Here is a 24,105-nt window from a genome sequence, read left to right on the forward strand (position 1 = left end):
CGCGGATGGTCTCCGAGGTCGTCGCCGACGACGAACTCGACGCGGCGGCGGAGAAACTCGCGCGCGAGATGGTCGAGACGTCGCCGCTTGGGCTCAGCCTGACCAAGGAATGCATCGCCGCCAACATCGACGCGGCCAGTATCGAAAGCGCGATCGCGATGGAGGACCGCAATCAGACGCTATGCGTGCGCAGCGGATACCTGGCCGAGGGCGCGCGCGCCTTCGCCGAAAAACGCAAGCCGCACTTCGCCGCGCGCGCCTAGCGCGGACCGCTTCCGCCGCGACGTGACGACGGCACCGCGCACTGAACACCGATGAGACCGCGAGGCCACCGCCCGTGGTTGCCCGGCATTTTTGTCCGCGCGGTGCTCGCCTGCGCGCTGCTTCTCGCAAGCGACCGCGGCCCTGCGCGGGCTTCCGAGGCGGCGAGCGATGCTCCAGGCCATCCGGCCGCGCAAGCTTCACCCGGTTCGGAAGCCTCCTCTAGCGCGATCGAAATTCATGACGGCCGATTTGAGTCGGCCGGAAAGCCGGTTGAAACTTTCTACTGCGTGCCGCCAGCCCCCGGGGCGCATCCTGCGGTCATCCTGCTGCATGGCGCGGTGCCGAGGGGCTTCGGCATACCCGTTTTCGCCGACAAGTGCCGCGGTCTGGCCGCCAACGGCTACTACGCGATGTATCTCGAATATTACAGCCAGGCAGGCCCGGCGCGGCCGGGCGATCCGTCCCCGACGGGCAAGGATTTCGCCCCCTGGGTCAACGAAAACTTTCCGCTCTGGACGCGCGAGATCAGGGACGGAATCGACGCGCTCGGAAAGAATCCGGCGGTGCTGCGCGATCGGATCGCATTGCTCGGTCATTCGCTCGGCGCGTTCCTGGCGCTGGCCGTGGGCGCGTCGGAAGGCGGGCGGGTAGCCGCGGTCATCGATTACTATGGCGGCATGAACCGCAGCTACATCGCCATGGCCGCGAACATGCCGCCCACGCTGATTCTGCACGGCGGCGCCGACGCGACCGTCCCGGTGCGCTACGCCTATGAGCTCGACGCGCTGCTCACGCGCTATAACCGTCCCCACGAAATGAAGATCTATCCCGGCGCGGGGCACGGTCTCGATTCGGCGGGCAACGCCGATGCCTGGCGCACGACGCTCGATTTTTTGCGGCGCTACCTCGGCCGCGGGAACTCCGCTAGTTAGGAGCGATGGTCCGGCTCATGTGCTCGGGCGGGAAAATGGAGGCATTCCGATGGCCAACGAACCGTTAGCGCTCAAGGAGGCCGACGCGGTCGAAATCACGACCGTGCTCGACAACACCTGTGACATGCTGCTGCCGTCTACCGCCGCGGTGCGCCGCTTCTCGCTCGGTACGCGCCTGGGGCGCACGGCGCTTCGCGCCGAGCACGGCTTCGCGGCGGCGGTGAAGGTCACCGGCGCGGGAACCTCCGAGTCGCTGCTGTTCGACGCCGGGCTCAGCCGCGACGGCCTGATGCACAACCTCGACGTGCTCGAGTTAAAGCCCAACGAGATGCACGCGATCGCGCTCAGCCACGGCCACGCCGACCATACCAACGGCCTGGGCGGGATGCTGCGGCGGCTCGGCGGACGCCGGATGCCGCTGCTGCTCCATCCCGACGCGCTGCTCCATCGCAAAGTCGTGCTGCCCGACGGCCACGAGATGCAATTGCCGCCGCCCGACGCGCGCGTGTTGCGCCACGAGGGCGTCGAGTTGGTCGAGGAGCGCGGGCCTTCGTACCTGCTCGGCAACCTCGTAATGATCACCGGACAGATCCATCGCACGACCGATTTCGAGACGGGCTTTCCGATCCACTTCGCGCGGATTGGCAGAAAATGGGAGCCCGACCCCTATATCCACGACGACCAGGCGCTGGTGGTTAACCTGCGCGGCAAGGGGCTGGTGGTTTTGACCGGATGCGGCCACGCCGGCGTGATCAACACGATACGCCAGGCGCGCGCGCTGAGTGGGGTGGACCGCGTGCATGCGATTATCGGCGGGTTTCATCTTTCGGGACCGCTGTTCGAGCCGGTAATCGCGCCCACCGTCGCGGCGCTGCGCGAGATCGCGCCCGAGATGATAGTGCCGGCGCACTGCACGGGATGGCGCGCGACCCATCTCATTGCGCGCGAGTTCCCCGTCGCTTTTGTCCAGAACAGCGTCGGCACCCGCTTTGTACTGTAGAAAAAGCCGCTGACATGAGGTGGCGGATTTTTGCTAGGATCGCGGATGAGCGATAAACGGGGGACTGCCGGGACCGATGGTCCCGCATATTTCGAGGTTGGCCTCTGAGCTTTTCCCATAACTCCACCATCGAGGACGCCGAACGCGCGGTTCTGATCGGAGTAGAACTGGCGGGTGCAAACGGCGAGATCGCGAGCGAAGACTCGCTCGGCGAGCTCGGGGCGCTGGCCGAAAGCGCCGGCGCGCGGATCGCGGCTACCATCAGCCAGAAACTCAAACGGCCCGACCCGCGCAGCTTCATCGGACGCGGCAAGGCGCTGGAGGTCCGCGACCTCGCGCGCGAACGCTCGGCTACGCTCGCGATCTTCGACGACGCGCTCAGCCCCGCACAGGCGCGCAATCTTGAGAAGGAACTCGAGCTGCGCGTGATCGATCGCAGCCAGCTCATCCTCGACATCTTCGCCCAGCGCGCGCGCACGCTGGAGGGCAAACTCCAGGTCGAAATCGCACAGCTGAGCTATCTCGCGCCGCGCCTCACACGCCAGTGGTCGCATCTTTCGCGCCAGGCCGGCGGCGGCGGCGGCGCGGGCGGCCGCATCGGCATCCGCGGCCCCGGCGAGACCCAACTCGAGGTCGATCGCCGCCGCGTGCGTGAGCGCCTGACCCGTCTGCGCCAGCGCCTGGGCGAGGTCGAACGCACGCGCACGATCCAGCGCCAACGCCGACTCGACGTTCCCTACCCGACCGTCGCGCTGGTCGGCTATACCAACTCGGGGAAATCGACCCTGATGAACGCGCTCACCCAGGCCGGCGTGGAGACCGCGGACCGCCCATTTTCGACGCTCGATCCGACGATCCGGCGCCTGCGCTTGCCCGGCAAAGTGACGGTGATGCTCGCCGACACGGTCGGCTTCATCCATCGCCTGCCGCACATGCTGGTCGAGGCTTTCAAGGCGACGCTCGAGGAAGTCCGCACGGCCGACCTGCTGCTGCACGTGGTTGACGCGAGCTCGCCGCTTGCGGCCGAGCGGATGGAAATCGTCGATCGGGTGCTCGAGGAGATCGGCGCGGGCGCGGCTTCGCGGATCGTGGTGATGAACAAGATTGACCTGGTGCCGGCAGACGGGATGCGGCTGGCAATCGCGTCCGACACGGTCGCGATCTCGGCGCTGCGCGCCCGCGGGTTCGACGAGCTGCTCGCCGCGATGGCGCGATGGTTCAGCGCGTGGCGCGAGGAAGTAAGCGTGATGCTACCGGCCGGGCGGGGCGACCTGGTAGCGATGGCGCGGCGCGACGGGGAGGTGCTCGACGAGGAGTACAACGACGGTACGGTCGCGCTGCGCGCGCGAGTCAGCGCGCCGATGGCCGGGCGGCTGCGCAAAGCGGCAATCCTGTAAGGCGCGCGAACGGAATCGAAGCCGAAACGCGATGGGCGCACATATCCCGCATACTTCGCCGAAGCCCGCCAGCATCCTGCCCGCCGCGGTCGGCCGTGTGCGCCTTGGCCATCTGCTCAAAGCTCCCAACATCATCTCGCTCTGCCGTATCGGGATGGTGCCACTCTTCCTGGTCCTGCTCAGCAAGGACCGCTCCACGCCGGCTCTCTATGTCTTCGCGCTGGCGGCGGCGACCGACGCGCTCGACGGCGCGGTCGCGCGATGGTTCGATATCCGCACCGAACTTGGCGCGATACTCGATCCGTTCGCCGACAAGCTGATGCTGCTGAGCGCACTGGTGGTGCTGACGTTCGAGCATGCGCTGCCGGTCTGGCTTCTGATCCTGACCGCGATCCGCGACATCGTGCTCGTCCTCGGCTACCTGATGATCTCGTTCGCCGCGGGCGAGCGTTTTCCGGTCCGCCCGAGCATCTTCGGCAAACTGACGACCGTGCTGCTCATCCTGTGCGTGATTGGCACGCTGGCCGGCCATTTCGGGCTTCGCCAGCACAACTGGTATCTGCTGCTGTATCTGACCGGCGCAGTGATAGTGGTGTCCGGAATTCAGTATTTCCGCGCCGCGCTGGTCTATCTGAGCGAGCACGTCCCGGAACTGTTTTCGTAACGGCAACGATGCGCGGTGGCCGCTCGCGCCGCACGGCACCGTCGGCGCGTGAGGCCGCGGCGGGAGCCATGGCCTGGCGCCGCTGCTCCACCGCGCCTAGCTGTTGATGATCCGGGCGTTGCGCAGCTCTTCGATCGTGGATCGCTCGACCCCGAGTTCGCGCAGCACTTCCTCGGTGTTCTCGCCGAGGCGTGGCGGCGTCCGCCACATCCGCGCCGGCGTCTCGGAAAAGCGCGCGCCGGGATTTACCGTGCGCACCGTGCCGGCGTCCGGATGCTCGTAGAGCGTGAAGCTCTCGTTGGCGACGATCTCCTCGTCGGTGAACAGGGTCTCGTAGTCATTGACGCGGCCGACCGGAACGTCGGCCTTCTCCAGTACTTCGAGCCATTCCGCGGTCGTGCGCTCGGGAAGCACCTTGGCGAGTCCGCGCAAGATTCCGCGGATGCGCTCCGTGCGGTCCGGAACCTCGGTCCACCATTCGCGATGGCCGACGCCGGCGCATAGGCGCTCGAACTGTTCGTCGGTGAACGGCGCGATCGAAATCCATCCGTCCCTGGTCGGGAACGGGTCGAGGCTCTGGCTCTTGGGCGCCTGGTCCTTATATTCGTCCTCGGGCACGAAGGTGTAGCCGACCATCGTGTCGTTGCAGGTAAACGCCATCATCGCTTCGACCATCGGGATGCGGATGTTCTGGCCGACGCCGCGATTGCGCGCCGCGTGCAGCGCGCTCACGATGCTCAGCGCCGCGGTCATCCCGCTGATCTTGTCCGCCAGCGCCATCTTGACCACGGTCGGCTGTCCGCCGCGCCGCCCCTGCAGCGCCGCCATCGTCGAGAAGCACTGGATGACCGGGTCGTACGCAGGGGCATTGGCGTAATGACCCTTGGGACCGAAGCCGCAGATCGAGCAGTATACGATCTTGGGATTCAGCCGGCGGATATCGGCGTAGCCGATGCCGAGGCGGTCGGCGACGCCGGGGCGGTTGTTCTCGACCAGGGCGTCGGCGCGCACGGCCAGCATCCGCACCAGGTCGCGGCCCTGCTCTTTCTTGAGGTCGACCACGACGCTGCGCTTGTTGCGGTTGAAGTTGAGGAACGAGGCGGTGACGCCGTTCTTGCGCGGCCGTCCGATTCGCCGCGTGGTGTCGCCCTCCGGCGGCTCGATCTTGATTACATCTGCGCCGAGGTCGCCGAGCAGCATCGAGCAAAACGGCCCCGAGACTACCTGCGTCAAGTCGAGAACGCGAAACCCAGCTAACGGTCCTTCTGCCATGTGAAATTCTTCCTCAGTGCGTCTATCCGCCGCGGCGCCGCCCGCCTCTTGGGACTCGCCGGCCGTCGATGCGCGGATTTTCCGCCCGCCGGAGCGGGCGCAAATTTTAGGTTACGAGATGGCCGGCGCGATCGCGAGAGTAGTGCCTGATTAGTCCCGCGACCCGCCGCGCGTCAAGCGCCGGACCTTCCGGAACGCGTGCTCTCTGCCTGTCTATTTCCCATCTTGTTCAACCCAAACGTACCCCTGCCGCCGCCCGCTCAGCCGAGGCCCTCGCGCAGGCGCGCGTGAGTGAGCGCGGGCAACTGACGCCGTACCCGCCAGAGATACTCGAGGTCGATCGGCGCCAGCACCACGCCCTCCTCATCGGAGGCGCGCGCGATTACGCGGCCCCACGGATCGACGATCATCGAGTTGCCGTAATCGCTGAAGCCGTGGACATTGGTCCCGAACTGCGCCGGCGCGATCACATAGGCCTGGTTCTCGATCGCGCGTGCGCGCAAGAGCGCGTCCCAGTGGGCCTCGCCGGTGGGAAAAGTAAAACAGCTCGGTACCGTGACGATCTCGGCGCCGGCGAAAGCCAGGCGGCGGTAGAGTTCCGGAAAGCGCAGGTCATAGCAGACGCTAAGCCCGATCACGCCGCGCGGCGTGCGCGCCGAGACGACCTCGGCGCCCGCAAGCTTGACCTCGGACTCCTTGACCGTGACGCGGCCGGGCAAATCGACGTCGAAGAGATGAATTTTGCGATAGACCGCCAGTTGCGCGCCGTCGGGGCCGATCAGCACGGAGGTGTTGTAGCGCCTGGATTGGCCGGGCGCATGCTCGGTGATCGAACCCGCGACGATATGCAGGCCGATCTCGCGCGCAAGGCGCGAGATCGCGTCAAGCGACTCGCCCCCAAGCGGCTCGGCGGCGGCCGCCTCCTCGGAGCGCTTGCCGCGCCAGTTGAAAGTTTCGGGCAAGCCGACGAGGCTCGCGCCGCGCGCGGCGGCGAGCCGAATCAGGCGTTCGGCGCGCTCGAGATTGGCTGCCTTGTCGCTCCCGGCCGCCATCTGGATCGCCGCCGCAAGATAGTAGCTCATGCGCCTGCCTCCGATTGTCCCGCATGCGCCCTCGGCGCGCCTCCGCTCCGGGGGATTCAACAAACGCAACTCAATATCGCGGCACCGCCGGATCGACCGTCAGCGACCAGAGATCGATCCCGCCGCTTAAGTTCGCCACCCGTTCGAAGCCGAGCCGCGCAAGGTATATCGCGACCTGCGCGCTGCGGATTCCGTGATGGCAGACCACGACCGTCTCCTGTCCGGGATCGAGTTCGGCCGCGCGCGACGGAATCTCGCCCATCGGAATATGCGTGGCGCCGGGAAAAGATGCGATTGCGACTTCCCCGGGCTCGCGCACGTCGAGGATGAGCGGCCGTTCGCCGCGCTTCAGGCGCTCGCTCAGTTCTTCGGGTAGAATTTCGCCGATTTCCATTGTCGGTTCGCCACCATGTCGGCGCCGCCGCCCTCCCGGCGTTCCGGTCCAGAATCGGCGGAATAAAGATTGTCGGTTGGGCGCCGCTGTCCTGTCAATGTAGCATTGTCAGCGGGCCGCTTAAGCGGCCGGAGCTCGATGCCCGAACTCGATGCCGAAACTCGATGATTGACCGGGAACGAAAGATCGAGCTGATGGCGCTTGCGCTCGCCGAGGCGCGGCGCGGCGCCGCGGAGGGCGAGGTTCCGGTGGGCGCCGTCGTGGTCAGCAATGATACGGAGGGCGCCGGCGCCGTCGTGGTCGCGGCGGCGCATAACCGCCCCATCGCACTGAATGACCCGACTGCGCACGCCGAGATGCTGGCCCTGCGGGCGGCTGCCGCCGCCCTCGGCGGCTACCGCCTCGAGGGCGCGGCGCTGTTCGTTACGCTCGAGCCGTGCGTCATGTGCGTCGGCGCGATGGTGCATGCGCGAATCGCCGAGCTTTATTTCGGCGCCCGCGATGCCAAGGCGGGCGCGCTCGGTTCAGTGTACGATATCGGGCGCGACGGCCTGCTCAACCATCGGATCGAAGTTTACGGCGGACTGATGGAAGCCGAGTGCGCCGCGCTTTTGCGCGGCTTCTTCCGCTCGCGCCGCTCAGCCTGAGAAATTAGGGACGCCATGGTCTATAATCCGCACGGCGCGCGATGGGCAATTTCCGCTTTTACCGCCGGTTGCGAATCTTCCCGGGCCTCTCGGTCAATCTCTCCAAGTCCGGGCCGAGCCTGACCGTCGGCATGCGCGGCGCTCATCTCACGATGGGTCCGAAAGGCGTTCGCCGCACCGTCGGCATCCCGGGCACCGGCATCTACTACACCTCGCAAAGCGGCTATCACAGCGGGGTCCATTCGGCGCACGTCGAGACCGAGATGAGCCCCGAACAGCAGCAGCGCGCGCACGGCATCGGCGGATTGCTCGCGCTCGCGCTGATTGTCGGGATCGCGGTGATCATCGGGATCGCGATCGGCTCGGCCAATCACTGAAACGGGCGCATCAATTCTCGCGCCATTGCGCGCGGTGTCACGGATGAGTATGAAACTTCCGACGGGCGGGCGGTTAGACGACGCGCCGGCCGTCTTGATTAAGCGCGATGCCCAGCGAAAAAGCCAAAGACAATAAAAGCCTGACAGCGACCTGCGTTGCCTGCAACCAGGCCATCTCGACCGAGAGCATGGTGAGCCTGCTCGGGCGCGAAAACGGCAAATACAAGCAATTCAACGTGTGCGTGAAGTGCGCGAACGGCGGATGGCGACCGCCGGAATTCGAGGGCATTTACACGCCGCGGCCGATCTAGCGAGGCGCGCGCCGCGCGTCCGCCCGCGATCCCTGCTAGCCGTACATTCTACGCGCTTCGGCCGCCAGTTCACCGCGGAAATCGGGATGCGCGACGGCGACCAGTTCGCGCGCACGCTCGCGCAGCGATTTGCCGACGAGCTTCGCCACGCCGTACTCGGTAACCACGTAGTGGACGAAGGCGCGGGGCAGCGTGAAGACGGTCGCCGGCGGCAGGCTCGGCGTGATGCGCGAGACGCGCCGGCCGGCGCTCAGCGCGCTTGCGGGCAGGACGATGATCGATTTGCCGCCGGCGAGCGAGGAGCCGATGCCGAAAGCTATCTGCCCACCCGTCCCGGTGTACATCTGATGGCCGACCGACTCCGAACCGACCTGCCCGGTCAGATCGACGCAGAGCGCGTTGTTGACCGAGATGAGGCCTTCCTCGCGCGCGATCGTGCGGATGTCGTCGGTGAAGTTGAAATCGTAGAGCTGGAACACCGGATTGCCGTCGACGTAGTCGAGCTGCTCGCGCGGCGTACCGGTCGCGAAACCGCTGCCTACCACCAGGCCGGGAAAAATTTTCTTGTGCTTCCCGGTCAGCACGCCTTCCCGCACCAGGTCGGTGGTGCCGACGGGAATGATCTCGGTCTGCATGCCCAACTCGTGATGGCCCCGCAGATGCGACATCAGCATACCCGAGGTCGAGCCCACGCCGACCTGGATCGTGGCGCGGTCGGGAATCAGCTCCCTGGCGACCAGCGCGCCGATTGTATCGATCGTCAGGCGCTCCTCTTCTGACGCCGGCGGCGGCGCGAGCGCAGGCATCCCCACCGTGCGCTCGACAAAGTAGTCGATCTCCGAGACGTGCATCGAGTTGTCACCGGCGACGCGAATCGAATTCGGGTCAACCTCGGCGATCACCAGGTTGGCGTTGCGCGCGCAGAGCTTGGACATGATCTGGAAATCGCCGAAGTTGACCTCGCCGTTGGCGTCGGGCGGCGACACGGTCATCAGGTAGACGTTGAAGTCCGTAAGCCCGGGCGGCAGATGACCGGCGCGGAAATAGCTGACCGGCACGTATTCGCCCATCCCGTCGTGGAAGAGCTTGCGATCGATTGGCGAGAGATAAAATGACTCGAGGCGAAAGCGCTCACCCAGGCCGGGCAGGTCGAAGGCGAACAACGCGGCGCTGTAGTTGATCACGACCCGCTCGAGCTCCATCAAGCGGCCGGCGAGCGCGTGGAACAGCGTGAATGGCGTAACGTGCGCGATCGAGGCGGTGATGCGATCGCCCGACTTGATATGCGCAACCGCTTCCTCAGGCGTAACCAGCTTGCCACCCAGTTGCTCGCGCCAGTCCGAAACCATCTTTATCGCGGAAGCCATATGACGGGTCTCCTCGTGATTCGCCGGAGAAGCTGCCCGAAACCTAGCAGACGCAGCCGAAGCGGGCCAAGGCGGGGCGGGGCCGCGGCAATCGGTTCCAAGTTGGGCCTCGGGCCTCCGCTGGGGCTGGAAGACCGGCTTATTGCCGGGCGTCACGAGGATGTTCCAAATGAGGTCCTGTGGACTCTAGCAATAATCCTTGATCGCGATAGACTGGCGAGTTAGAAATCCGTATGTAATACCTAAACGATCCACGTTCCGAGGAGGCCGCCGATGACACACGCCCGTTCCGCTCGCCTGTTGGCTCTCGTTGCTATCACTTCCTTGATGCTCGTGACTTCAGAGGCATTTGCACAGCAGAAGGAGGGCGCACCGCCGGGAAAAGGTTCCTTCGTCAGGTATTGCAGCGAGTGTCACGGCGCAGATGCGAAGGGTAACGGGCCCAAGGCTTCGACGTTGAACCCGAAGCCAGCCGACCTGACTCAGCTGTCGAAAAAGAACGGCGGTAATTTTCCGGCAGCGCAGGTGGCCGGGATCCTCGACGGCAGCCAGCCAATCGCTGCCCACGGAAGCGCTAAACATCCGGTATGGGGACACGTATTTGGCGCCGGCGAGGCTGCGGCGGGCGGAAACCCGGGGGGGCCACAGCAGGGCGTCGGGCGCCAGCGCATCCAGCTGCTAATGCAATATCTCCAAACTGTTCAGGAGAAGTGAAGAACGCATCCTGAACATAGGACGTAAAGCGGTCGTTACTAGCGAACGACCGTCGTCCTAACTACCGGCGAGCTTGTACGGCTCCGAATCGCCAACCCGGGTCCGCCTGCGTCGATCTACTTGCGGATGAGCGCTGAAGTTGGCAGATGCTTCGCTATCTCTTTTAGTTCTTCTACGAATTGAGCCATTGCCAGGTGGCGAGCCTGCGCTTCGGGCACGCGAAGAATCGAGGACGGATGTACGGTTACTACGATATAGGGCGCCAACTTTGACGGCATCAATTGTCCACGCTGGTGCGAGACGCGAAAATCAGGTCCGATGAGAACCTTGGCGGCGGTAGCGCCGAGGCACACTATGATCTTCGGACGAATCAGCGCGATTTCGGCGTCGAGCCAGGGACGGCAAGCGGCAATTTCGTCGGCATTGGGTCTCTTGTGAATCCTTAGTTTCCCGCGCCGCGTCGAGTTGAAATGCTTGACGATATTCGTGATGTAAACTTGTGTCCGCTCGATGCCTGCTTCGAGCAGGGCCCTGGAGAGCAAAGCTCCGGCAGGGCCAACGAAAGGATGTCCCGCCAGATCTTCGCGGGCACCCGGCTGCTCGCCGACAAACATGACCCGCGCTCCAGGTCCTCCCTCTCCGAAAATCGCCTGAGTCGCACGTTCCCAGATGTCGCAGCCGCGGCAATCCTGGACCGCCAGGCGCAGTTGAGCCAGATCGGCGTGCGGCGAAATTAAACTCGCGGGTATCCGTCGATCCGGGCGCTTACCTGCCATGGGGATGGCTGCCGATCGGTCGCGTTGCCCCATCGATTATACGTGTCAAATAGCTTGGTTCGAAGACTGTGACGAAACCCGCGCGGGGCCGCTCTCCAAAAACCGAGAGCGACACGCTCCTTTTCTCGAGCGGATAGACCGTCGGGCGGAACCGGCAATCGTCCGGTTTTTCATATCCAATGCCGGCGCAACAGCCAGACCTTGACCCCCTGCGTCAATACCACGTACGCCAGCAACGTCAGCAGCAGGAGCGGCCAATACGACCAGGGCAGCGGCACCAGGCCGAGCCATTGCCCGATCGGCGATGCCGGGAGCCACATCCCGACGAGCATGATTGCGCCGGAGGTCATGATCAGTTGCCAACTCGCGCGGCTCTGAAGAAACGGAATCTTGTTGGTGCGGATGACATGAATGATCAGGGTCTGCGTGAGCAGCGACTCGACGAACCATCCGGTCTGGAACAGCGCCGCCGCATAAGTGTAGTCGGACCCCAGGGCGGCGGCGTGGGCGAAGCGCGCGGAAATCTCGGGCGGCGGCACCAGGCCCAGGTTGGCGCAGCCGAAGATGAACCACATCATCAGATAGGTCGTGTAGTCGAAGACCGAGCTGCAGGGACCGATAAAGAGGATGAAGCGCGCGATCTCGCCCATCGACCACGGCCGCGGCCGCGTCACCTGTTCGGGGTCAACCTCGTCGGTCGGAATCGGCACCTGCGAAAAATCGTATAGCAGGTTGTTGGTCAGGATTTTGATCGGCGCCATCGGCAGATACGGCAGCCACAAGCTCGCGCCGAGCACGCTGAACATGTTGCCGAAATTCGAGCTCGCGCCCATCCGGATATATTTGATGATGTTGGCGAATACCGCGCGGCCCTCCAGCACTCCCTCCTCGAGCACCATCAGGCTCTTCTCCAGCAGGATCGCATCCGCAGCTTCCTTGGCGATGTCCACGGCGGTATCGACCGAGATGCCGACGTCGGCGGCGCGCAGCGCCGGCGCGTCATTTATGCCGTCGCCCATGAAACCGACCACGTGGCGTTTCGCCTGCAGCGCGTGGATGATGCGCCGTTTGTGCGCGGGCGACAGCCGTACGAACAGGCTGGTCGCCTCCGCGGCCTCGGCAAGCTGTGCATCGTCCATCGCTTCGATGTGCGCGCCGGTAAGCGCCTTCTCCGACGCCAGGCCTACCTCCGAGCAGATTTTTTTCGACACCAGTTCGTTGTCGCCAGTCAGGACCTTCACCGCGATGCCGTGGCTCTGCAGCGCAGTGATCGCCGGAGCGGCCGATTCCTTGGGCGGATCCAGAAACGCCACGTAACCTTTGAGTATCAGCTCCTGTTCGTCATCCTTGCTGTAGGCGGGCCTGGGCTCGCACTCGCGATAGGCGATCGCGAGGACGCGGAAACCGTCGGCCGAGAGCCGGTCGTATTCCTCCTTGAGATCGTCGAGCAGCAGCGGATCCATCGGATAGATGTCGCCATCGAGCTCGAACCGAGCGCAGCGCTCGAAGACCGATTCCGGCGCGCCCTTGCAGATGAGGCGATGCATGCCCTCGGGCGTGGCGACGATGACCGACATCATTTTGCGCGCGAAATCGAACGGGATCTCGTCGGCTTTCGAGTATCCGCCGACGGAGAGCTCCGGATGCGTTTCCTGGTAGTGAAGGATCGCCCGGTCGAGCACGTTTCTGAGGCCCGTCTGAAAGTGGCTGTTCAGAAGGGCGAACTCCAGGACTCCCTCATCGTCTTTCAGCGCCACGTCGAAGTGATGCTCCAGGATCACGCGATCCATCGTGAGCGTGCCGGTCTTGTCCGTGCACAGCACGTCCATCGCGCCCAGGTTCTGGATCGAATTAAGGCGTTTGACGATGACCTTCTTGCGCGACATCAGGAGAGCGCCCTTCGACAGACAGACGCTGACGATCATCGGCAGCATCTCCGGCGTGAGCCCGACCGCCACCGCGAGCGCGAACAGAAACGCCTCGCCCCAGACGTGCTTGGTGAAGCCGTTGATCAGGAACACCAGCGGCACCATGACCGCCATGAATTCGAGCATCATCCAGGTGAAATCGGCGACCCCCCGATCGAACGCGGTCGGCGGCGGGGTATCCGTTATCGTGCTCGCCATCCTGCCGAGATAGGTGCTCAGTCCGGTTTCGATCACCACTGCGACGGCGGACCCGCTCTCTACGCTGGTACCAAGGAAACAAACACATTTAAGCTCCAGCGGTGTCTTGCCGTCCGCCACGTCGGGAGTATCGAACTTCTCCACCGGAAACGCTTCGCCGGTCAGGCTGGCCTGAATCAGAAACAGGTCCTTGGACGAGAGAATGCGAACGTCGGCGGGTATCATGTCTCCCGCGGAAAGCTTGACGATGTCGCCCGGCACCAGCTCGGCGAGCGGTACTTCGCGTGCGATTCCTTCTCGCACCACCGTCGCGGTGACGCTGATCATGGCCTTCAGCTTGGCCGCCGCGGTGTCGGCGCGAACTTCCTGCACGAAGCGCAGCGAAACGCCAAGAACTATCATCGCCACCATCAGTACACCGCCGACCATATCGGAGACGTTCTCGGCGGTCGCGAACGACACGGTCGCCAAAACCGCGAGCAGGATCACGAGCGGGTTGAGACATGCCCTGATAAACAATCTCAGCCGCGTGAACCCTTCATCGGCGGCAACTACGTTGGGACCGAACTTCTCGAGCCGCGTCTGAGCTGCTTCCTCTGCAAGTCCGTCGGCTTTGGTCTCGAGATCGGCCAGCACCTGTGCGCCGGGAAGCGCAGCGACGGCGATCAGCTTCGAGGAGACCTGGATGGCGCCCTGCTCGCGCTTGGCGGCCCAGGCCCATCGGATGTTGCGCGGCAGAACGGAGCTGGCACTAAGCGCCATGCGGACCTCCGGGCAGGTTCAATGCGCCATTCGATCGAACGAAACTCATGTTGGTGTCCTCTCGCAGCTCAAGATGCAATCCGACGCCCTGGGCGCGGACGAGGTCTCTGGCCCGGTGTAGCCGGGATTATTGATGTATCGAAGGTCCAACGCCGCGAACATGGGCAAGCGGATCGGAACCGGAAAATTGTAGTAGGTCTCCATGCTGGCGTCCGCGTTATCTGATTGCTCAAAACTCCAGGTGCAGTCTCGTTCCAAGGATGTTTACCGGACCGCGATCCTTGTTGAAGGCAGGATCAGCCACAAACTGGTAATCCGCCGCAAGGCGAATGCTCCTCCAGACCGGGAAATCGTAGTAGGCTTCGACAACTTTTTCCCAGCCGTAACTGAGCGCGCCGTCACCGTCGAGAATGCCCGTGCCGCCGGCCTCCAGGTACCTCTGATTGGCACGCGAAATACCGCTCATCACTCCGGCCAGGCCGAAAGTGTCGTCCGGACGGCGCCACGCTTTGCCCCTTACGCTCAAGCCCAGTGAGGCAGTGTAATTGACGTCGGTGAACATCCAGGCTTCATTGCGGCCGAGATTCCAACCCAGACGAGAAAAGAGCCCTGCATTCTCAGTGATTGGCTGTTCCAAATTCAGACCAAAGCCGTAGTTGCACCGGTAGGCATAGGTCTGCGTGATGTCAACTTTCGCAACGGAGAGTGCTGCTGTGTAACTGCCCATGTGCCCGTGGTTGAGAAAAGCCAGAATCCGCAATTTCCCCGGGTGGCCGTCGAGGCTATAGCGACGCTCATATTCCGCCGCCATTCCCCAATGTTGCCAAACCTTGCCGTCACCCGCCTGTATGCTTTGGTAACCAGGCTTGACGAAAAGCGCGTCCTCGGCGGTCCAGGTGTTGGCCAGCGCCGGTATTTGGAAAAATCCATAGCGCATCGCCCATTCCCGCTGATTCAATTCGAGCGTCAACCCGGTGGTATAGCCCACACTGTCCGCCGGATAGTCCCAGGCGACGTTCGTCACGAATGCCCAGTTCATGAATTGTGTGCGCGGATCATCAGCGTAGGAATTGTCGTCAAAAATATCGATCGCGGCGATCCGTCCGGCGGTGATGGCCAGCCGCGAGATGTCCTGATTGCCGGCGGGCGTCAGCCCATCGGCGGGGATGAACTCCTGCTCACCGCCGAGACCGATGGTCTGTCGAATGAAGAGGCGTGCGATGTCTAGCCTGGGATAGGCCGTGCCGGCCTTGTACGCTTCGCCATTGGGAAAGTCATCGATCCCTAAGGCGTCGTGTAACCCAAAGCCTTGCCACATCACCCCGTCGAAATAAGCTTCTGCGTCAGGCCACAGTCGGATTCCAGCATAGAGGTCCGCCGACACGGTTTGGCGGATTTGGCCACCGGTCGGCAGACTATTCGCGCCCGAATACTTCGCATGAAACGGGGGATACCCTTGCATAGTATCCGTATTCTGAACGTGCCAATTCCATGTCTGTGGCTGCTCTTCCGCGGAATTTGTCGCGCCGGACGAGCTGAGAACACCGGACCCGTCGACGTCGCCTGTCCACGCAACCAGAGCCTCCATGAATCCGAATGGGTCATAAAGCGACGAGGCGACAGGCGTAACATCGAAGCTACTAGTAAGTTCCGAGTCGGTACTGGTGCCGGCCCAAAGTTGCGCCGGCCGCTCAGCCTGCCAAAATACAGCAGCCGCGAGAATCATCAGGGTCACCGGCTTCCACATGTTCCAGCTTTCTTCCCGGCTGACCGGTCCTGCCAATAGTACCCGGCGAACTCGATTCGTCCGGATCTACGGTGACGTGCAGGCTCCTTAGCTACACGCTCGCCACGCTCTGCTGCGGCCGCATAGCGGTTTGCCTGGACCGGAGCGAACAGCCCTGCTTGGGTCGCACATGCTTGGAAAAATCGCCACCGGGTTTCAATGAATTGTCCGTGAAAATCAGCCGCTAGGCGACCAAAGTCGCTGCACAACATTCAAGCCGTTGCAGGAGTTCGACGCACGCCACGCGAATGCGCGCCTCGAGTGATGTGGAATGAAAATCTCCCGCGCCAAACCCGACTCATCTTCATCGTTCATCGCGGAAGCGATATGCTGCGCGTCCCTGTTGACTCATCGGAGAAGCTTCAGGGGAGCCGGCGAACGCGCGCGAAGCCGGCCAAGGGGCAGCAGTGCGCCGGCGCATCTCAGCTTGACTGCGCGCGCTCAAACATCAATGCTGCCACGTGCGGAGAGGTTCGGGAGTCAGGTTTAACCGGCGTGACTCGAAATCACGTGAGCCCTTGTGGCTCCGGGGGTTCGAATCCCCCCCTCTCCGCCAACGAGCCTCTCCGTTTAGAATTGGTCCGCAGACCGGAGCTTGCTCCGTCTGTGCCGGCGCGCCGACCGATTCCGTACATTCGGTCTTAATCAGCTTCGGCGTGACTGATCTCGAGGAGGCTTGGGCGATTCGCAGATACCCAGCGGCGAATCCGATTCCGCCGGAGCAGCTAAATCCACCGACCATCATCAGGCTATCCGCGACGCAGCTCCGACTGCGCTCCATGGCAGTTAGGGGACGGCCAAGGGTAGAATCATCAAACGCGCGCCAAGCGGCTAATTTGAGAAAAGGAGGCACGGGAGGTGGACGAATCACTCTTTGCTCTTCAAGCTGACGAGGCGGTAGCTAAGGTATTCGATCCGATGAAGTCGGCTCGGGACAAGCTCGACCGCATTGCCAAGGTACTCGGGCCCATGGGGCAGTTGGCGCAGCTCGCGGACGTCTTCGATCCGATAAAGAGGTTTCAGGAGGAGGTGGCAGAAATCGCCGCAGCCTTCGAACCAATAAAGGGATTTCACGATCCTCTGGAGAACCTGGCCAATCGGTTCGCGCCAATGCGAGCTTTCCAGAAGCAGCTGGAAGAGGTGGCCGCCGCCTTTCACGAACAGCTTGAGCAATTGGCAACTGCAATGAACGCTACCACTGCATTCCAGGAACAGCTCCAACATTTGGTCGGCGCGTTTGAACCAGCCAAATCTTTGCAGCACCGCTTCGTGGAATTGTCCCGCTCCTTCGCGAGCGAGAGTGATAGCCGTAAGGCATGATCCCTCCCAGGGCATGACGGAGCCACAGCCCACAGCGACGCGCTCGCTGTTCAGGATGTTCTATCCAGCCGGGACGTCAGCGTTTCGAAGTCGAGCGGGAAATTTCTCGTTCGAGCGCCGTGTGCAATCACTCATTTGGCGGCCAATTTCCTCTCGTAATGATGTCCCTTCCCACAGATTTTTCGGTCCCGAAATGCGGAGAACTGCTCGCGTTCGCGGCTGTCGCCTCCAAGAGGGAAGCGTGGGCTATTATTGGCGCGAGCTGACGGGCCGCGAGCGGTGAGAATTTGAGTGGTGGAAGTGGCCAATCTTCCGCTCACCGGCTCAAAGCGGCCCGTCAGACGCAGCCTCACTATCTCAGGCTCAACAAAAAGTTCCAGTATCCAGTAACGCGATTGAGATCCTGGCGCGCCAGCAAATGACCGTCCCTGGCCAGCCTTTGTTCACTTTTTTCCCAAGCTGGCGACTTTATTACCGGGAATTTTTGTACCAGACGCGTCGAACACGATACCCGCAGACTTCATTCCTCCAACTAGCTTCGCTGCTGCGCCAGTAGCAACGTATCCAACTCTTTACCGCTTAACGTGTGTCGGGGATGCTCGAGAAGCGCCAGCGCCACGGCCTCGATTGCAGACCAGTGTTTCGTTACTAACGCGCGCGCCCTGCGTTCGTCGCTCACAAGGTCTTTCGCCTTGCAATCGGGGTTGCCGCGAAGCTCGGCGTACAACTTTCGCGCGTATTCATAGTCGGCGCGAGCGCAAATCAGGTCTTCCGTTCGATGATCGCCGGAGTAAAGGTGCTCCTGCGCCGCAGGCCCTGCTAGTGCGATCCACAATCGTCGCTGCGCGGATGCGTGACGTTCGGCATTTCGTTCCAGTTGCGTATATCCTTCGCGAGGTTGCCCGGCAAAGAGTTCACCGTCAGCGGGGTTTATCGAGACTCGCATCACCGTTAGGCCGAAATTGCGCGCTATCACCGCGTGCCCGGCCTCGTGATAGGCGACCGTGCGCGGATTTGTTTTCTGCGAAGCACTTTCTTCCTCGAGCCCGATGGCTTTCGTGTTCGACTCCGACTCGTGAGGCGCGCGAATCGCGCGCTTGATGGCATCGACCACTTTCGCCACGACGGTCGCATCGTTGGAGGGAATCGCAGCGTCGCCGTTATCTCTCCTCTGACGTTTGGTTTCTTTCGGCATCCCTACTTCGGCCCCAATCGCGGAGAGCCAGCGTGCTGGTCTCGAGCTTAGGCCGCACGATGGTCGAGCTCGTGTACGGGCGAGCGTGGTGGCTCGGTCACGGCGGCCGCGAACAACGCCCCACGCTGGATTCCGCAGGTGGACTGATTGGATCTCCGCAGCGACCACGGCCAATTCTAACCAAGCTGTCGCCAAAAGAAAGGGCAGTTTCCAGACATCGAGTGCCCTCCCTCTCTCGAGAGCTTTTCGACATCGTCGCGGCCGGATTTTCGATCGCAAAAACCGGAGACGCGGGAAAGCCTGAGCGCGCCTAAAAGCCGCGGCGCTCATCTACCGGTCATAGACCGTCTGGCGCCTTCCGCCCTAGATTGGTCGCTTCCACGCTTGGCCCGCCCACGAGCCTCACCGCCTTTGCGGCGAGACTTCGGGGCTGACTCACTCGTGACGAAAAGGGATGCCTGCAATCCAGTCGCGCCGCGCGGCCTCGATCTCGATATCATTTAACAGTCCGGAATCGCGAGCTCACTTCCACAGAAACCACTGTCCCGTGGCAAGCACGTATGCCGCCAGCGTCGCATTGGCGACACTGTGCGAGAGGATCGCATCAGACAGTAGCCCACGGCGATAGAATGAGAAGGCGAACAACATTCCCGCCAACGTTCCCGCCAACCACTGAGCGTGGAGCGCTCCGAAAAGAACAGACGAACCCACAAAGGCGAGCCAGGTGAAATGCCTGGGTTCCACTCGGTCAAAATCAATGGAGACTATTCTGCGAAGAATGTATCCGCGAAACGCCAGCTCCTCCGCTACTGGCACGATCAGCACTGCGCCAGTTATTCGAAATGCGATCCAGCCAATTACTCCCAACGTCGGAAGCCCAGCCCAATCCATTTCAGCAGCCACCGGCAGATGTCCGCTATTTCGATATTGCAAGACAATCCATAAGGCGAAGACGCACAGCCCCAAGGCGATCGGTATGCTCGAAAGCTGGAAGCGCAGAGAAAGCCTGGTCCAATAAAACCACAGCGCCGCGGCGCCGACCACGACACGGCAGGGATACAGGCTCAGAAATGTATGCGACAGGATACGCGTTAACATCGCCGTCGCAATGATCATCAAGGCGGGAACCAGGTATGGAGCAGCGGGATTTGAGCAGGACGAGGCGTTCTGCAAGGTTCTCTTCGCGAACAGCCGGCAGCTCCAGCTGCCTCTGACAATGGCAAGCGTTACAGCATTGAAAAAAAGCCAACCGGCGACGGAGTGGAAGCCGTCCATGGCGAGGGCTTCGTTCCAAGTTCCGATCCAAACCAGTGTGACGATGCGGACTACGTTTAGGATCCACAGCGCAATCAAACCGATGGGCAATAGAAAAAGAGCGTTCGGGAAACGGAAGTCTCGCCGATAGATCCAGAGATAGACCGTCATCAAGACCGCAAATAACCCCATGCCTTCCCAGCCTGCACATGCCGAATCGATATAGACGGCGAACCTGGGCGTACCAATGAGGTTCTTCTGAGGATCAAACAATACGTTGGTGGTAAAGAGTCGCAGCACCAGGGCTGTCAACTCGAGCATCAGCTGTTCGAGCCTGTCTGTTAATCCAGGTAGATTGGCTACAACGAATTTTGTGTAGTGGTGCGCGAGCGTGTAGATCAGCAGTCCAGTTCCCGCCACTTTTCCAAAAAGACGACGGTTGTGCGCGATCCAGTGTTCCCAAAACAAGGCCGGCATCAAAGTCAGACACCAGCTGGCTGTCGCGATGGCGATCAAGGCCGCCACGCTCAATGCCAGCGATGCCGTCATCGCGTCCTCGGCGTTGGTCGGATCGCCCAGTGATCTGGACAGGCCTACGACGGCACCAATGTAAAGGAGAAGCCAGAGCATCCATCCCGCTCGGCACTCCGGCGCCTGTATCAGGAATTGTTCGGTTTCCAGTCGCAGCGATGGCCAAGCCATGATCCCGGCCGCCGTCACGCTTGTGATCAAAATGCCGACGGAAGGAATGCGTGTTGGGATTGGCAGGCGTAGAGGGATGTCTGATAGATGGACGCTCGCCCACCAGACACCGGAATCCGGATTAGGTATGGACAGTACCAACAGTCCGACGGCGAATGCCACGCCGGCGCACGTCCAGCGCAAAAGCCAAAGTGGCTTGGGAGCTGGTGAGACAGCCTTTATATCCGTATCCAGGGGACTCCTTGCCAAGCACTTGGCCTTTGGCGGCTTGTTCGGCGAGCCCTCAAGCCGAATCCCCTAATTGTAACTAGGGCCCGGAGAAACCTTCACCTACGTCGGCGGTATCGGTCCACGATGAGCAGTCCAGCTCCTACCAGCAGCGCAATGCCGCTGCCAATCATACCCGGATCAAGCTCTGGAGCATGACGGCCACCCCAATGATGATGGTCCCCTCCGATCCAATTCCATGGCCAATCGGCCAAGGCCGAGCCATTTAGTCCCAGAAGAATCAAGCCAGCTACGGCGAGGAGAAGTACCCAACTGCGCTTTTGCATATGTTTACCTCACTTAATTAGCCCTTGAATCATTTTTGCTGTCGCTCCGCAATTTGTCATTCACCGTCCGATAACCGGCAGCGGTCAATTTTTGACATCAAGTTCCGCGCAGAGCTTCAGCACGTCAACCTAAGTCTTTCGACAGTCACAAGTCGGTGCACCTCTTTTCGGACAGGGCCGCGGAGGGCATGACGGCACTCGTGCAGGAGCCCCCATGGTGATCGCCGATTTTGCGAAGTACGTGATCGGCAAGGGCTGAAGGGCCTACCGGCGATTTGTCAGTAGCTCTGAGCGCTGCAGGTGGACATTGCGGCCGAAGACAGTCGTCGTGTCCACGCGCGTATTGTCGCGGGATGGAACTTGTTCCGATAAGCGGTCAAAGCCGCACGCCCCCTTTTCGACCAAAAGAGGAACTCGCGATCGACAGCGCCCTTTTGAAAGATCAAGAATCGGCCAAGTAGAGGCGCCATCTATCGGGCACGCCTTTGAGGTTGTGGACGCCACGATCTTTAAACCTGATTTCCGACTCGGACACCAAGTCCTTCACCGCGCTCGAGACCAATACTTCGCTGGCGCCCGCCTTTGCAGTTATACGCGCACCAATATGAATCGCGATGCCGACGACCTCATCGCCAATCAATTCGTATTCGCCCGCATGCAGACCTGCCCTGATCTCGAGTCCGAGAGTGCGGACGGCCTTACGGATTGCAGCCGCGCATCGAATCGCCCTGGTCGGTGCCTGGAATGTGGCGAGGATTCCGTCACCTGTAGTGATTATCTCTGTTCCGGCCGCCACACGCAGCTCTCTACGCACTGCGACATAGTAGTGATTCATTACCTCCGACCAGCGACGGTCGCCCAGTCGTGCGGCTTTCTCGGTTGAGCGGACAATATCGACAAACAGGATCGTGGCGAGCTTGCGATCTAACTCAACGCTTTGGCGTCCGGGATATCGCCGGATGGGCATGTCTTCCGGCAACCGTTCATATTGATGGCCCACCCGTCGTGAAATTGCGCTTTTCACATAGTCTCTTGCGCGTTTCTCCGTGCCACAGCGAACACTTTTCTGCCGAGGTGCACCCGTCCAGAAGATCCGTCTGTGGCGGCCCGCTCCACGAACCTCGACAGCGCCCCACTTCAACAGCACAGTCGATCCGACCCGGCGAACCGACCATGCCTTGGACGTATAGCCGGATACATTCGAATGATGAACTCCGATCCGAAGGAACTTCGCCATTGGCGTTTCTTGCGTTCGACGTGAGTGTCTAACCAGCCAGGACTCAATGTTTGATCACGTGCCGACATTTTTGCAACTTTCTTCTTCCAGGGAGAGGTATGCTGGAGCATCTGTTCTCGAAAATTGATCCGCACCAAATTATTGACCGGTTTCGACCGAGAGGCTGCGACGAACCTCTAAGCTGATATCAATTGAGTCAGCGAACCGTGCCTGATGGGCGAAGACTTCGGCAGGCCACTCGAAGTTTCGCTTTTCACTGTCGGTGATTCGGCCGATTATTGCTGAAAAAGCGATTCGTCGGACGCGGCAGCCCAAGATTCTCCCGCAGCGTCTTACCTTCGTATTCGCGCCGGAAGATGCCGCGCCGCTGCAGCTCAGGAACAACGTGGTCGACGAAATCGTCGAGGCCGCCTGGCACATAAGGGAACATGACGTTGAATCCGTCACACCCTTCGCTGACCAGCCATTGCTCCATCTCGTCGGCGATCATCGCAGGAGTGCCAACCATCGCCAACCCACCGTAGCTGCCAGCGATCTGAGCCAATTGCCGGACCGTGAGGTTTTCGCGTCTCGCGCGGTCCACCAGTCGCTGCCGCCCGCTCCTGCTGGCGTTGCTTTCGGGGATCTCCGGCAGCGGACCATCGAGATCGCAGTCCGACACGTCGTAGCCAAGCTGCGCTGATAACGAGGCAAGGCCGCTATCCGGATGTACCAAGCTGTCGAGCAGCGCCCTCTTCGCTTGGGCTTCGGCAGCAGTATCGCCGACTACGACCAGGACGCCGGGCAAAATCTTGAGATGCTCGCGTGAGCGCCCGAGCTTTTCCATGCGACCCTTCACATCCGCATAGAAGTGCTTCGCGTCCGCAAGATTGCTCCCGCCCTCGAATATTACCTCCGCCGTCTCCGCGGCGATCTGGCGGCCCGCCTCCGACGCGCCTGCCTGCACGATGACCGGCCAGCCCTGGATTGGGCGCGCGATGTTGAGCGGGCCGCGCACGGAAAGAAATGGTCCCTTGTGATTGAGCACGTGCATCCGCTCGGGATCGAAAAAGACGCCGTTCTCGACGTCACGGATGAAGGCGTCGTCGGCCCAGCTATCCCATAAGCCGGTGACAACGTCGAAGAACTCACGCGCCCGCCGGTAGCGCGTCTGGTGTTCGACATGCTCGTCCAATCCAAAATTCATCGCCTCATGCGGGTTGCCGGAAGTCACAAGGTTCCAACCGGCCCGGCCGCCGCTTATATGGTCGAGCGAGGCGAATTTCCGCGCGATGTGGTACGGCTCGTTGTAGGTCGTGGACGCTGTCGCGATCAGCCCCAAACGCTCCGTCACCATCGCCAGCGCGGGCAGCAGCGTCAACGGATCGAACGACGTCGTCGTGGCGCTGCGCTTGAGGGCTGCCATCGGCATGTTGAGCACGGCCAGATGGTCGGCCATGAAAAACGCGTCGAATCGACCGCGCTCCAGGGTCTGGGCAAAGCGCTTGAGATGCTCGAAGTTGAAGTTGGCGTCCGGGAACGCTCCCGGATAGCGCCACCAGGCAGTATGGATGCTAACCGGGCGCATGAACGCGCCCAACCGTAATTGATGTGAAGCTGCCATCGTCATGACTCTCCGATGGTCGTCAATAGCATTGACGCGCGCGTCTTATAAAATCCGCCTTGTCGCCGCTGGAATCACCGTAGACCGAAACCTGGCTAAGTAGTAGAAAAGACGAAAATCCCGGCTCAAATCAGGCAGCCTGCCCGGAGGTTACGTTCGATCGCCCGTATAATCGACGCAGTCACACAGGTCCGTCGCGCACGATGACCCGACGCAGAGCGGCGTCGGCGAAACGATGCGGGCAAACGCGGGAGAATTGCCATGGCTGTGAAAGAAACAATTGTCGCAAGGCTGGCCGAATGGGGACTCGTGCTGAACGAGAACGAGATCGAACAACTCGTTCCCGCCTATGAGAACCTGTTGCGATGG

21 protein-coding genes and 1 tRNA gene are annotated in these 24,105 nt (G+C 61.9%); 11 read left to right on the top strand and 11 right to left on the bottom strand.

What is annotated here, in order from left to right; genetic code table 11:
* The 5 genes from VMI09_06685 to VMI09_06705 form a co-directional block, all read left to right on the top strand.
* Positions 1-263: enoyl-CoA hydratase-related protein (locus tag VMI09_06685; protein HTQ24366.1), on the top strand; the 263-nt coding region annotated here is incomplete at its 5' end.
* A gap of 288 nt (positions 264-551) precedes the next feature.
* Positions 552-1,196 carry an alpha/beta fold hydrolase gene (locus VMI09_06690; GenBank protein HTQ24367.1) on the top strand — a complete coding sequence of 215 codons (645 nt, stop codon included), beginning with the start codon at positions 552-554 and terminating at the stop codon, positions 1,194-1,196.
* A gap of 49 nt (positions 1,197-1,245) precedes the next feature.
* The gene (locus VMI09_06695; protein ID HTQ24368.1) at positions 1,246-2,196 is read left to right on the top strand and encodes an MBL fold metallo-hydrolase; all 951 of its coding nucleotides are present in this window, start codon (positions 1,246-1,248) and stop codon (positions 2,194-2,196) included.
* A 155-nt stretch (positions 2,197-2,351) separates the two neighbouring features.
* Positions 2,352-3,593, top strand: coding sequence for a GTPase HflX (gene hflX / locus VMI09_06700; GenBank protein ID HTQ24369.1), 1,242 nt, complete (start codon positions 2,352-2,354; stop codon positions 3,591-3,593).
* A gap of 31 nt (positions 3,594-3,624) precedes the next feature.
* The gene (locus VMI09_06705) at positions 3,625-4,257 is read left to right on the top strand and encodes a CDP-alcohol phosphatidyltransferase family protein (GenBank protein ID HTQ24370.1); all 633 of its coding nucleotides are present in this window, start codon (positions 3,625-3,627) and stop codon (positions 4,255-4,257) included.
* Between the two features lie 96 nt (positions 4,258-4,353).
* Here VMI09_06705 and VMI09_06710 read toward each other — a convergent pair whose 3' ends face one another.
* The 3 genes from VMI09_06710 to VMI09_06720 all read right to left on the bottom strand — a co-directional run bounded on the left by VMI09_06710 (position 4,354) and on the right by VMI09_06720 (position 7,005).
* Positions 4,354-5,529: a CoA transferase gene (locus VMI09_06710; protein HTQ24371.1), complete on the bottom strand. Its 1,176-nt coding sequence runs from the start codon at positions 5,527-5,529 to the stop codon at positions 4,354-4,356.
* A 260-nt stretch (positions 5,530-5,789) separates the two neighbouring features.
* A complete protein-coding gene (locus VMI09_06715) occupies positions 5,790-6,611 on the bottom strand; it encodes a carbon-nitrogen hydrolase family protein (GenBank protein HTQ24372.1) in 822 nt (273 codons plus the stop codon).
* A gap of 70 nt (positions 6,612-6,681) precedes the next feature.
* A complete protein-coding gene (locus tag VMI09_06720) occupies positions 6,682-7,005 on the bottom strand; it encodes a rhodanese-like domain-containing protein (protein HTQ24373.1) in 324 nt (107 codons plus the stop codon).
* A gap of 164 nt (positions 7,006-7,169) precedes the next feature.
* On the opposite strand from VMI09_06720, the gene tadA reads away from it, so the two are divergent.
* From tadA to VMI09_06735, 3 genes are all read left to right on the top strand, one after another.
* Entirely contained in the window at positions 7,170-7,652 is a 483-nt protein-coding gene (gene tadA / locus VMI09_06725) for a tRNA adenosine(34) deaminase TadA (protein HTQ24374.1), read from the top strand.
* A gap of 41 nt (positions 7,653-7,693) precedes the next feature.
* Positions 7,694-8,029 carry a DUF4236 domain-containing protein gene (locus VMI09_06730; protein HTQ24375.1) on the top strand — a complete coding sequence of 112 codons (336 nt, stop codon included), beginning with the start codon at positions 7,694-7,696 and terminating at the stop codon, positions 8,027-8,029.
* A 107-nt stretch (positions 8,030-8,136) separates the two neighbouring features.
* On the top strand, positions 8,137-8,340 hold the full coding sequence (locus VMI09_06735) for a hypothetical protein (GenBank protein ID HTQ24376.1): 204 nt from the start codon (positions 8,137-8,139) through the stop codon (positions 8,338-8,340).
* A gap of 35 nt (positions 8,341-8,375) precedes the next feature.
* Here the strand turns inward: VMI09_06735 and VMI09_06740 are convergent, their stop codons facing one another.
* Positions 8,376-9,707 carry an acetyl-CoA hydrolase/transferase C-terminal domain-containing protein gene (locus tag VMI09_06740; protein HTQ24377.1) on the bottom strand — a complete coding sequence of 444 codons (1,332 nt, stop codon included), beginning with the start codon at positions 9,705-9,707 and terminating at the stop codon, positions 8,376-8,378.
* Between the two features lie 273 nt (positions 9,708-9,980).
* On the opposite strand from VMI09_06740, the gene VMI09_06745 reads away from it, so the two are divergent.
* Entirely contained in the window at positions 9,981-10,421 is a 441-nt protein-coding gene (locus VMI09_06745; protein HTQ24378.1) for a c-type cytochrome, read from the top strand.
* 116 nt (positions 10,422-10,537) lie between these two features.
* Here VMI09_06745 and VMI09_06750 read toward each other — a convergent pair whose 3' ends face one another.
* The 3 genes from VMI09_06750 to VMI09_06760 form a co-directional block, all read right to left on the bottom strand.
* Complete coding sequence (locus VMI09_06750; GenBank protein ID HTQ24379.1) at positions 10,538-11,197, bottom strand: UdgX family uracil-DNA binding protein; 660 nt, start codon at positions 11,195-11,197, stop codon at positions 10,538-10,540.
* Between the two features lie 170 nt (positions 11,198-11,367).
* Positions 11,368-14,085 (bottom strand): magnesium-translocating P-type ATPase, encoded by a 2,718-nt coding sequence (gene mgtA / locus VMI09_06755; GenBank protein HTQ24380.1) that lies wholly within the window; start codon positions 14,083-14,085, stop codon positions 11,368-11,370.
* 229 nt (positions 14,086-14,314) lie between these two features.
* Positions 14,315-15,832, bottom strand: a complete 1,518-nt coding sequence (locus tag VMI09_06760; protein ID HTQ24381.1) for a carbohydrate porin — start codon at positions 15,830-15,832, stop codon at positions 14,315-14,317.
* 504 nt (positions 15,833-16,336) lie between these two features.
* Here VMI09_06760 and VMI09_06765 point away from each other — a divergent pair.
* Positions 16,337-16,427 (top strand) — tRNA-Ser (locus tag VMI09_06765).
* A 302-nt stretch (positions 16,428-16,729) separates the two neighbouring features.
* Complete coding sequence (locus tag VMI09_06770) at positions 16,730-17,191, top strand: hypothetical protein (protein HTQ24382.1); 462 nt, start codon at positions 16,730-16,732, stop codon at positions 17,189-17,191.
* 532 nt (positions 17,192-17,723) lie between these two features.
* Here the strand turns inward: VMI09_06770 and VMI09_06775 are convergent.
* The 4 genes from VMI09_06775 to VMI09_06790 form a co-directional block, all read right to left on the bottom strand.
* Positions 17,724-18,386 (bottom strand): hypothetical protein, encoded by a 663-nt coding sequence (locus tag VMI09_06775; GenBank protein HTQ24383.1) that lies wholly within the window; start codon positions 18,384-18,386, stop codon positions 17,724-17,726.
* A gap of 522 nt (positions 18,387-18,908) precedes the next feature.
* The gene (xrtE, locus tag VMI09_06780) at positions 18,909-20,504 is read right to left on the bottom strand and encodes an exosortase E/protease, VPEID-CTERM system (GenBank protein ID HTQ24384.1); all 1,596 of its coding nucleotides are present in this window, start codon (positions 20,502-20,504) and stop codon (positions 18,909-18,911) included.
* An 834-nt stretch (positions 20,505-21,338) separates the two neighbouring features.
* Positions 21,339-22,133, bottom strand: coding sequence for an adenylate/guanylate cyclase domain-containing protein (locus VMI09_06785; GenBank protein HTQ24385.1), 795 nt, complete (start codon positions 22,131-22,133; stop codon positions 21,339-21,341).
* Positions 22,134-22,386: 253 nt separating this feature from the next.
* The gene (locus tag VMI09_06790; GenBank protein HTQ24386.1) at positions 22,387-23,736 is read right to left on the bottom strand and encodes an LLM class flavin-dependent oxidoreductase; all 1,350 of its coding nucleotides are present in this window, start codon (positions 23,734-23,736) and stop codon (positions 22,387-22,389) included.
* Positions 23,737-24,105: the final 369 nt, after the last annotated feature.

Source organism: Candidatus Binataceae bacterium (assembly GCA_035500095.1).
GTDB lineage: Bacteria > Desulfobacterota > Binatia > Binatales > Binataceae > JAKAVN01.

Coding starts and splice junctions, on each gene's coding strand:
- VMI09_06750 (HTQ24379.1), bottom strand. CDS start 11,197: ATGGCAGGTAAGCGCCCGGATCGACGGATACCCGCGAGTTTAATTTCG.
- VMI09_06715 (HTQ24372.1), bottom strand. CDS start 6,611: ATGAGCTACTATCTTGCGGCGGCGATCCAGATGGCGGCCGGGAGCGAC.
- VMI09_06775 (HTQ24383.1), bottom strand. CDS start 18,386: ATGCCGAAAGAAACCAAACGTCAGAGGAGAGATAACGGCGACGCTGCG.
- VMI09_06730 (HTQ24375.1), top strand. CDS start 7,694: ATGGGCAATTTCCGCTTTTACCGCCGGTTGCGAATCTTCCCGGGCCTC.
- VMI09_06710 (HTQ24371.1), bottom strand. CDS start 5,529: ATGGCAGAAGGACCGTTAGCTGGGTTTCGCGTTCTCGACTTGACGCAG.
- VMI09_06745 (HTQ24378.1), top strand. CDS start 9,981: ATGACACACGCCCGTTCCGCTCGCCTGTTGGCTCTCGTTGCTATCACT.
- VMI09_06785 (HTQ24385.1), bottom strand. CDS start 22,133: ATGGCGAAGTTCCTTCGGATCGGAGTTCATCATTCGAATGTATCCGGC.
- VMI09_06705 (HTQ24370.1), top strand. CDS start 3,625: ATGGGCGCACATATCCCGCATACTTCGCCGAAGCCCGCCAGCATCCTG.
- mgtA (HTQ24380.1), bottom strand. CDS start 14,085: ATGGCGCTTAGTGCCAGCTCCGTTCTGCCGCGCAACATCCGATGGGCC.
- VMI09_06695 (HTQ24368.1), top strand. CDS start 1,246: ATGGCCAACGAACCGTTAGCGCTCAAGGAGGCCGACGCGGTCGAAATC.
- VMI09_06720 (HTQ24373.1), bottom strand. CDS start 7,005: ATGGAAATCGGCGAAATTCTACCCGAAGAACTGAGCGAGCGCCTGAAG.
- VMI09_06790 (HTQ24386.1), bottom strand. CDS start 23,736: ATGGCAGCTTCACATCAATTACGGTTGGGCGCGTTCATGCGCCCGGTT.
- tadA (HTQ24374.1), top strand. CDS start 7,170: ATGATTGACCGGGAACGAAAGATCGAGCTGATGGCGCTTGCGCTCGCC.
- VMI09_06735 (HTQ24376.1), top strand. CDS start 8,137: ATGCCCAGCGAAAAAGCCAAAGACAATAAAAGCCTGACAGCGACCTGC.
- VMI09_06740 (HTQ24377.1), bottom strand. CDS start 9,707: ATGGCTTCCGCGATAAAGATGGTTTCGGACTGGCGCGAGCAACTGGGT.
- VMI09_06760 (HTQ24381.1), bottom strand. CDS start 15,832: ATGTGGAAGCCGGTGACCCTGATGATTCTCGCGGCTGCTGTATTTTGG.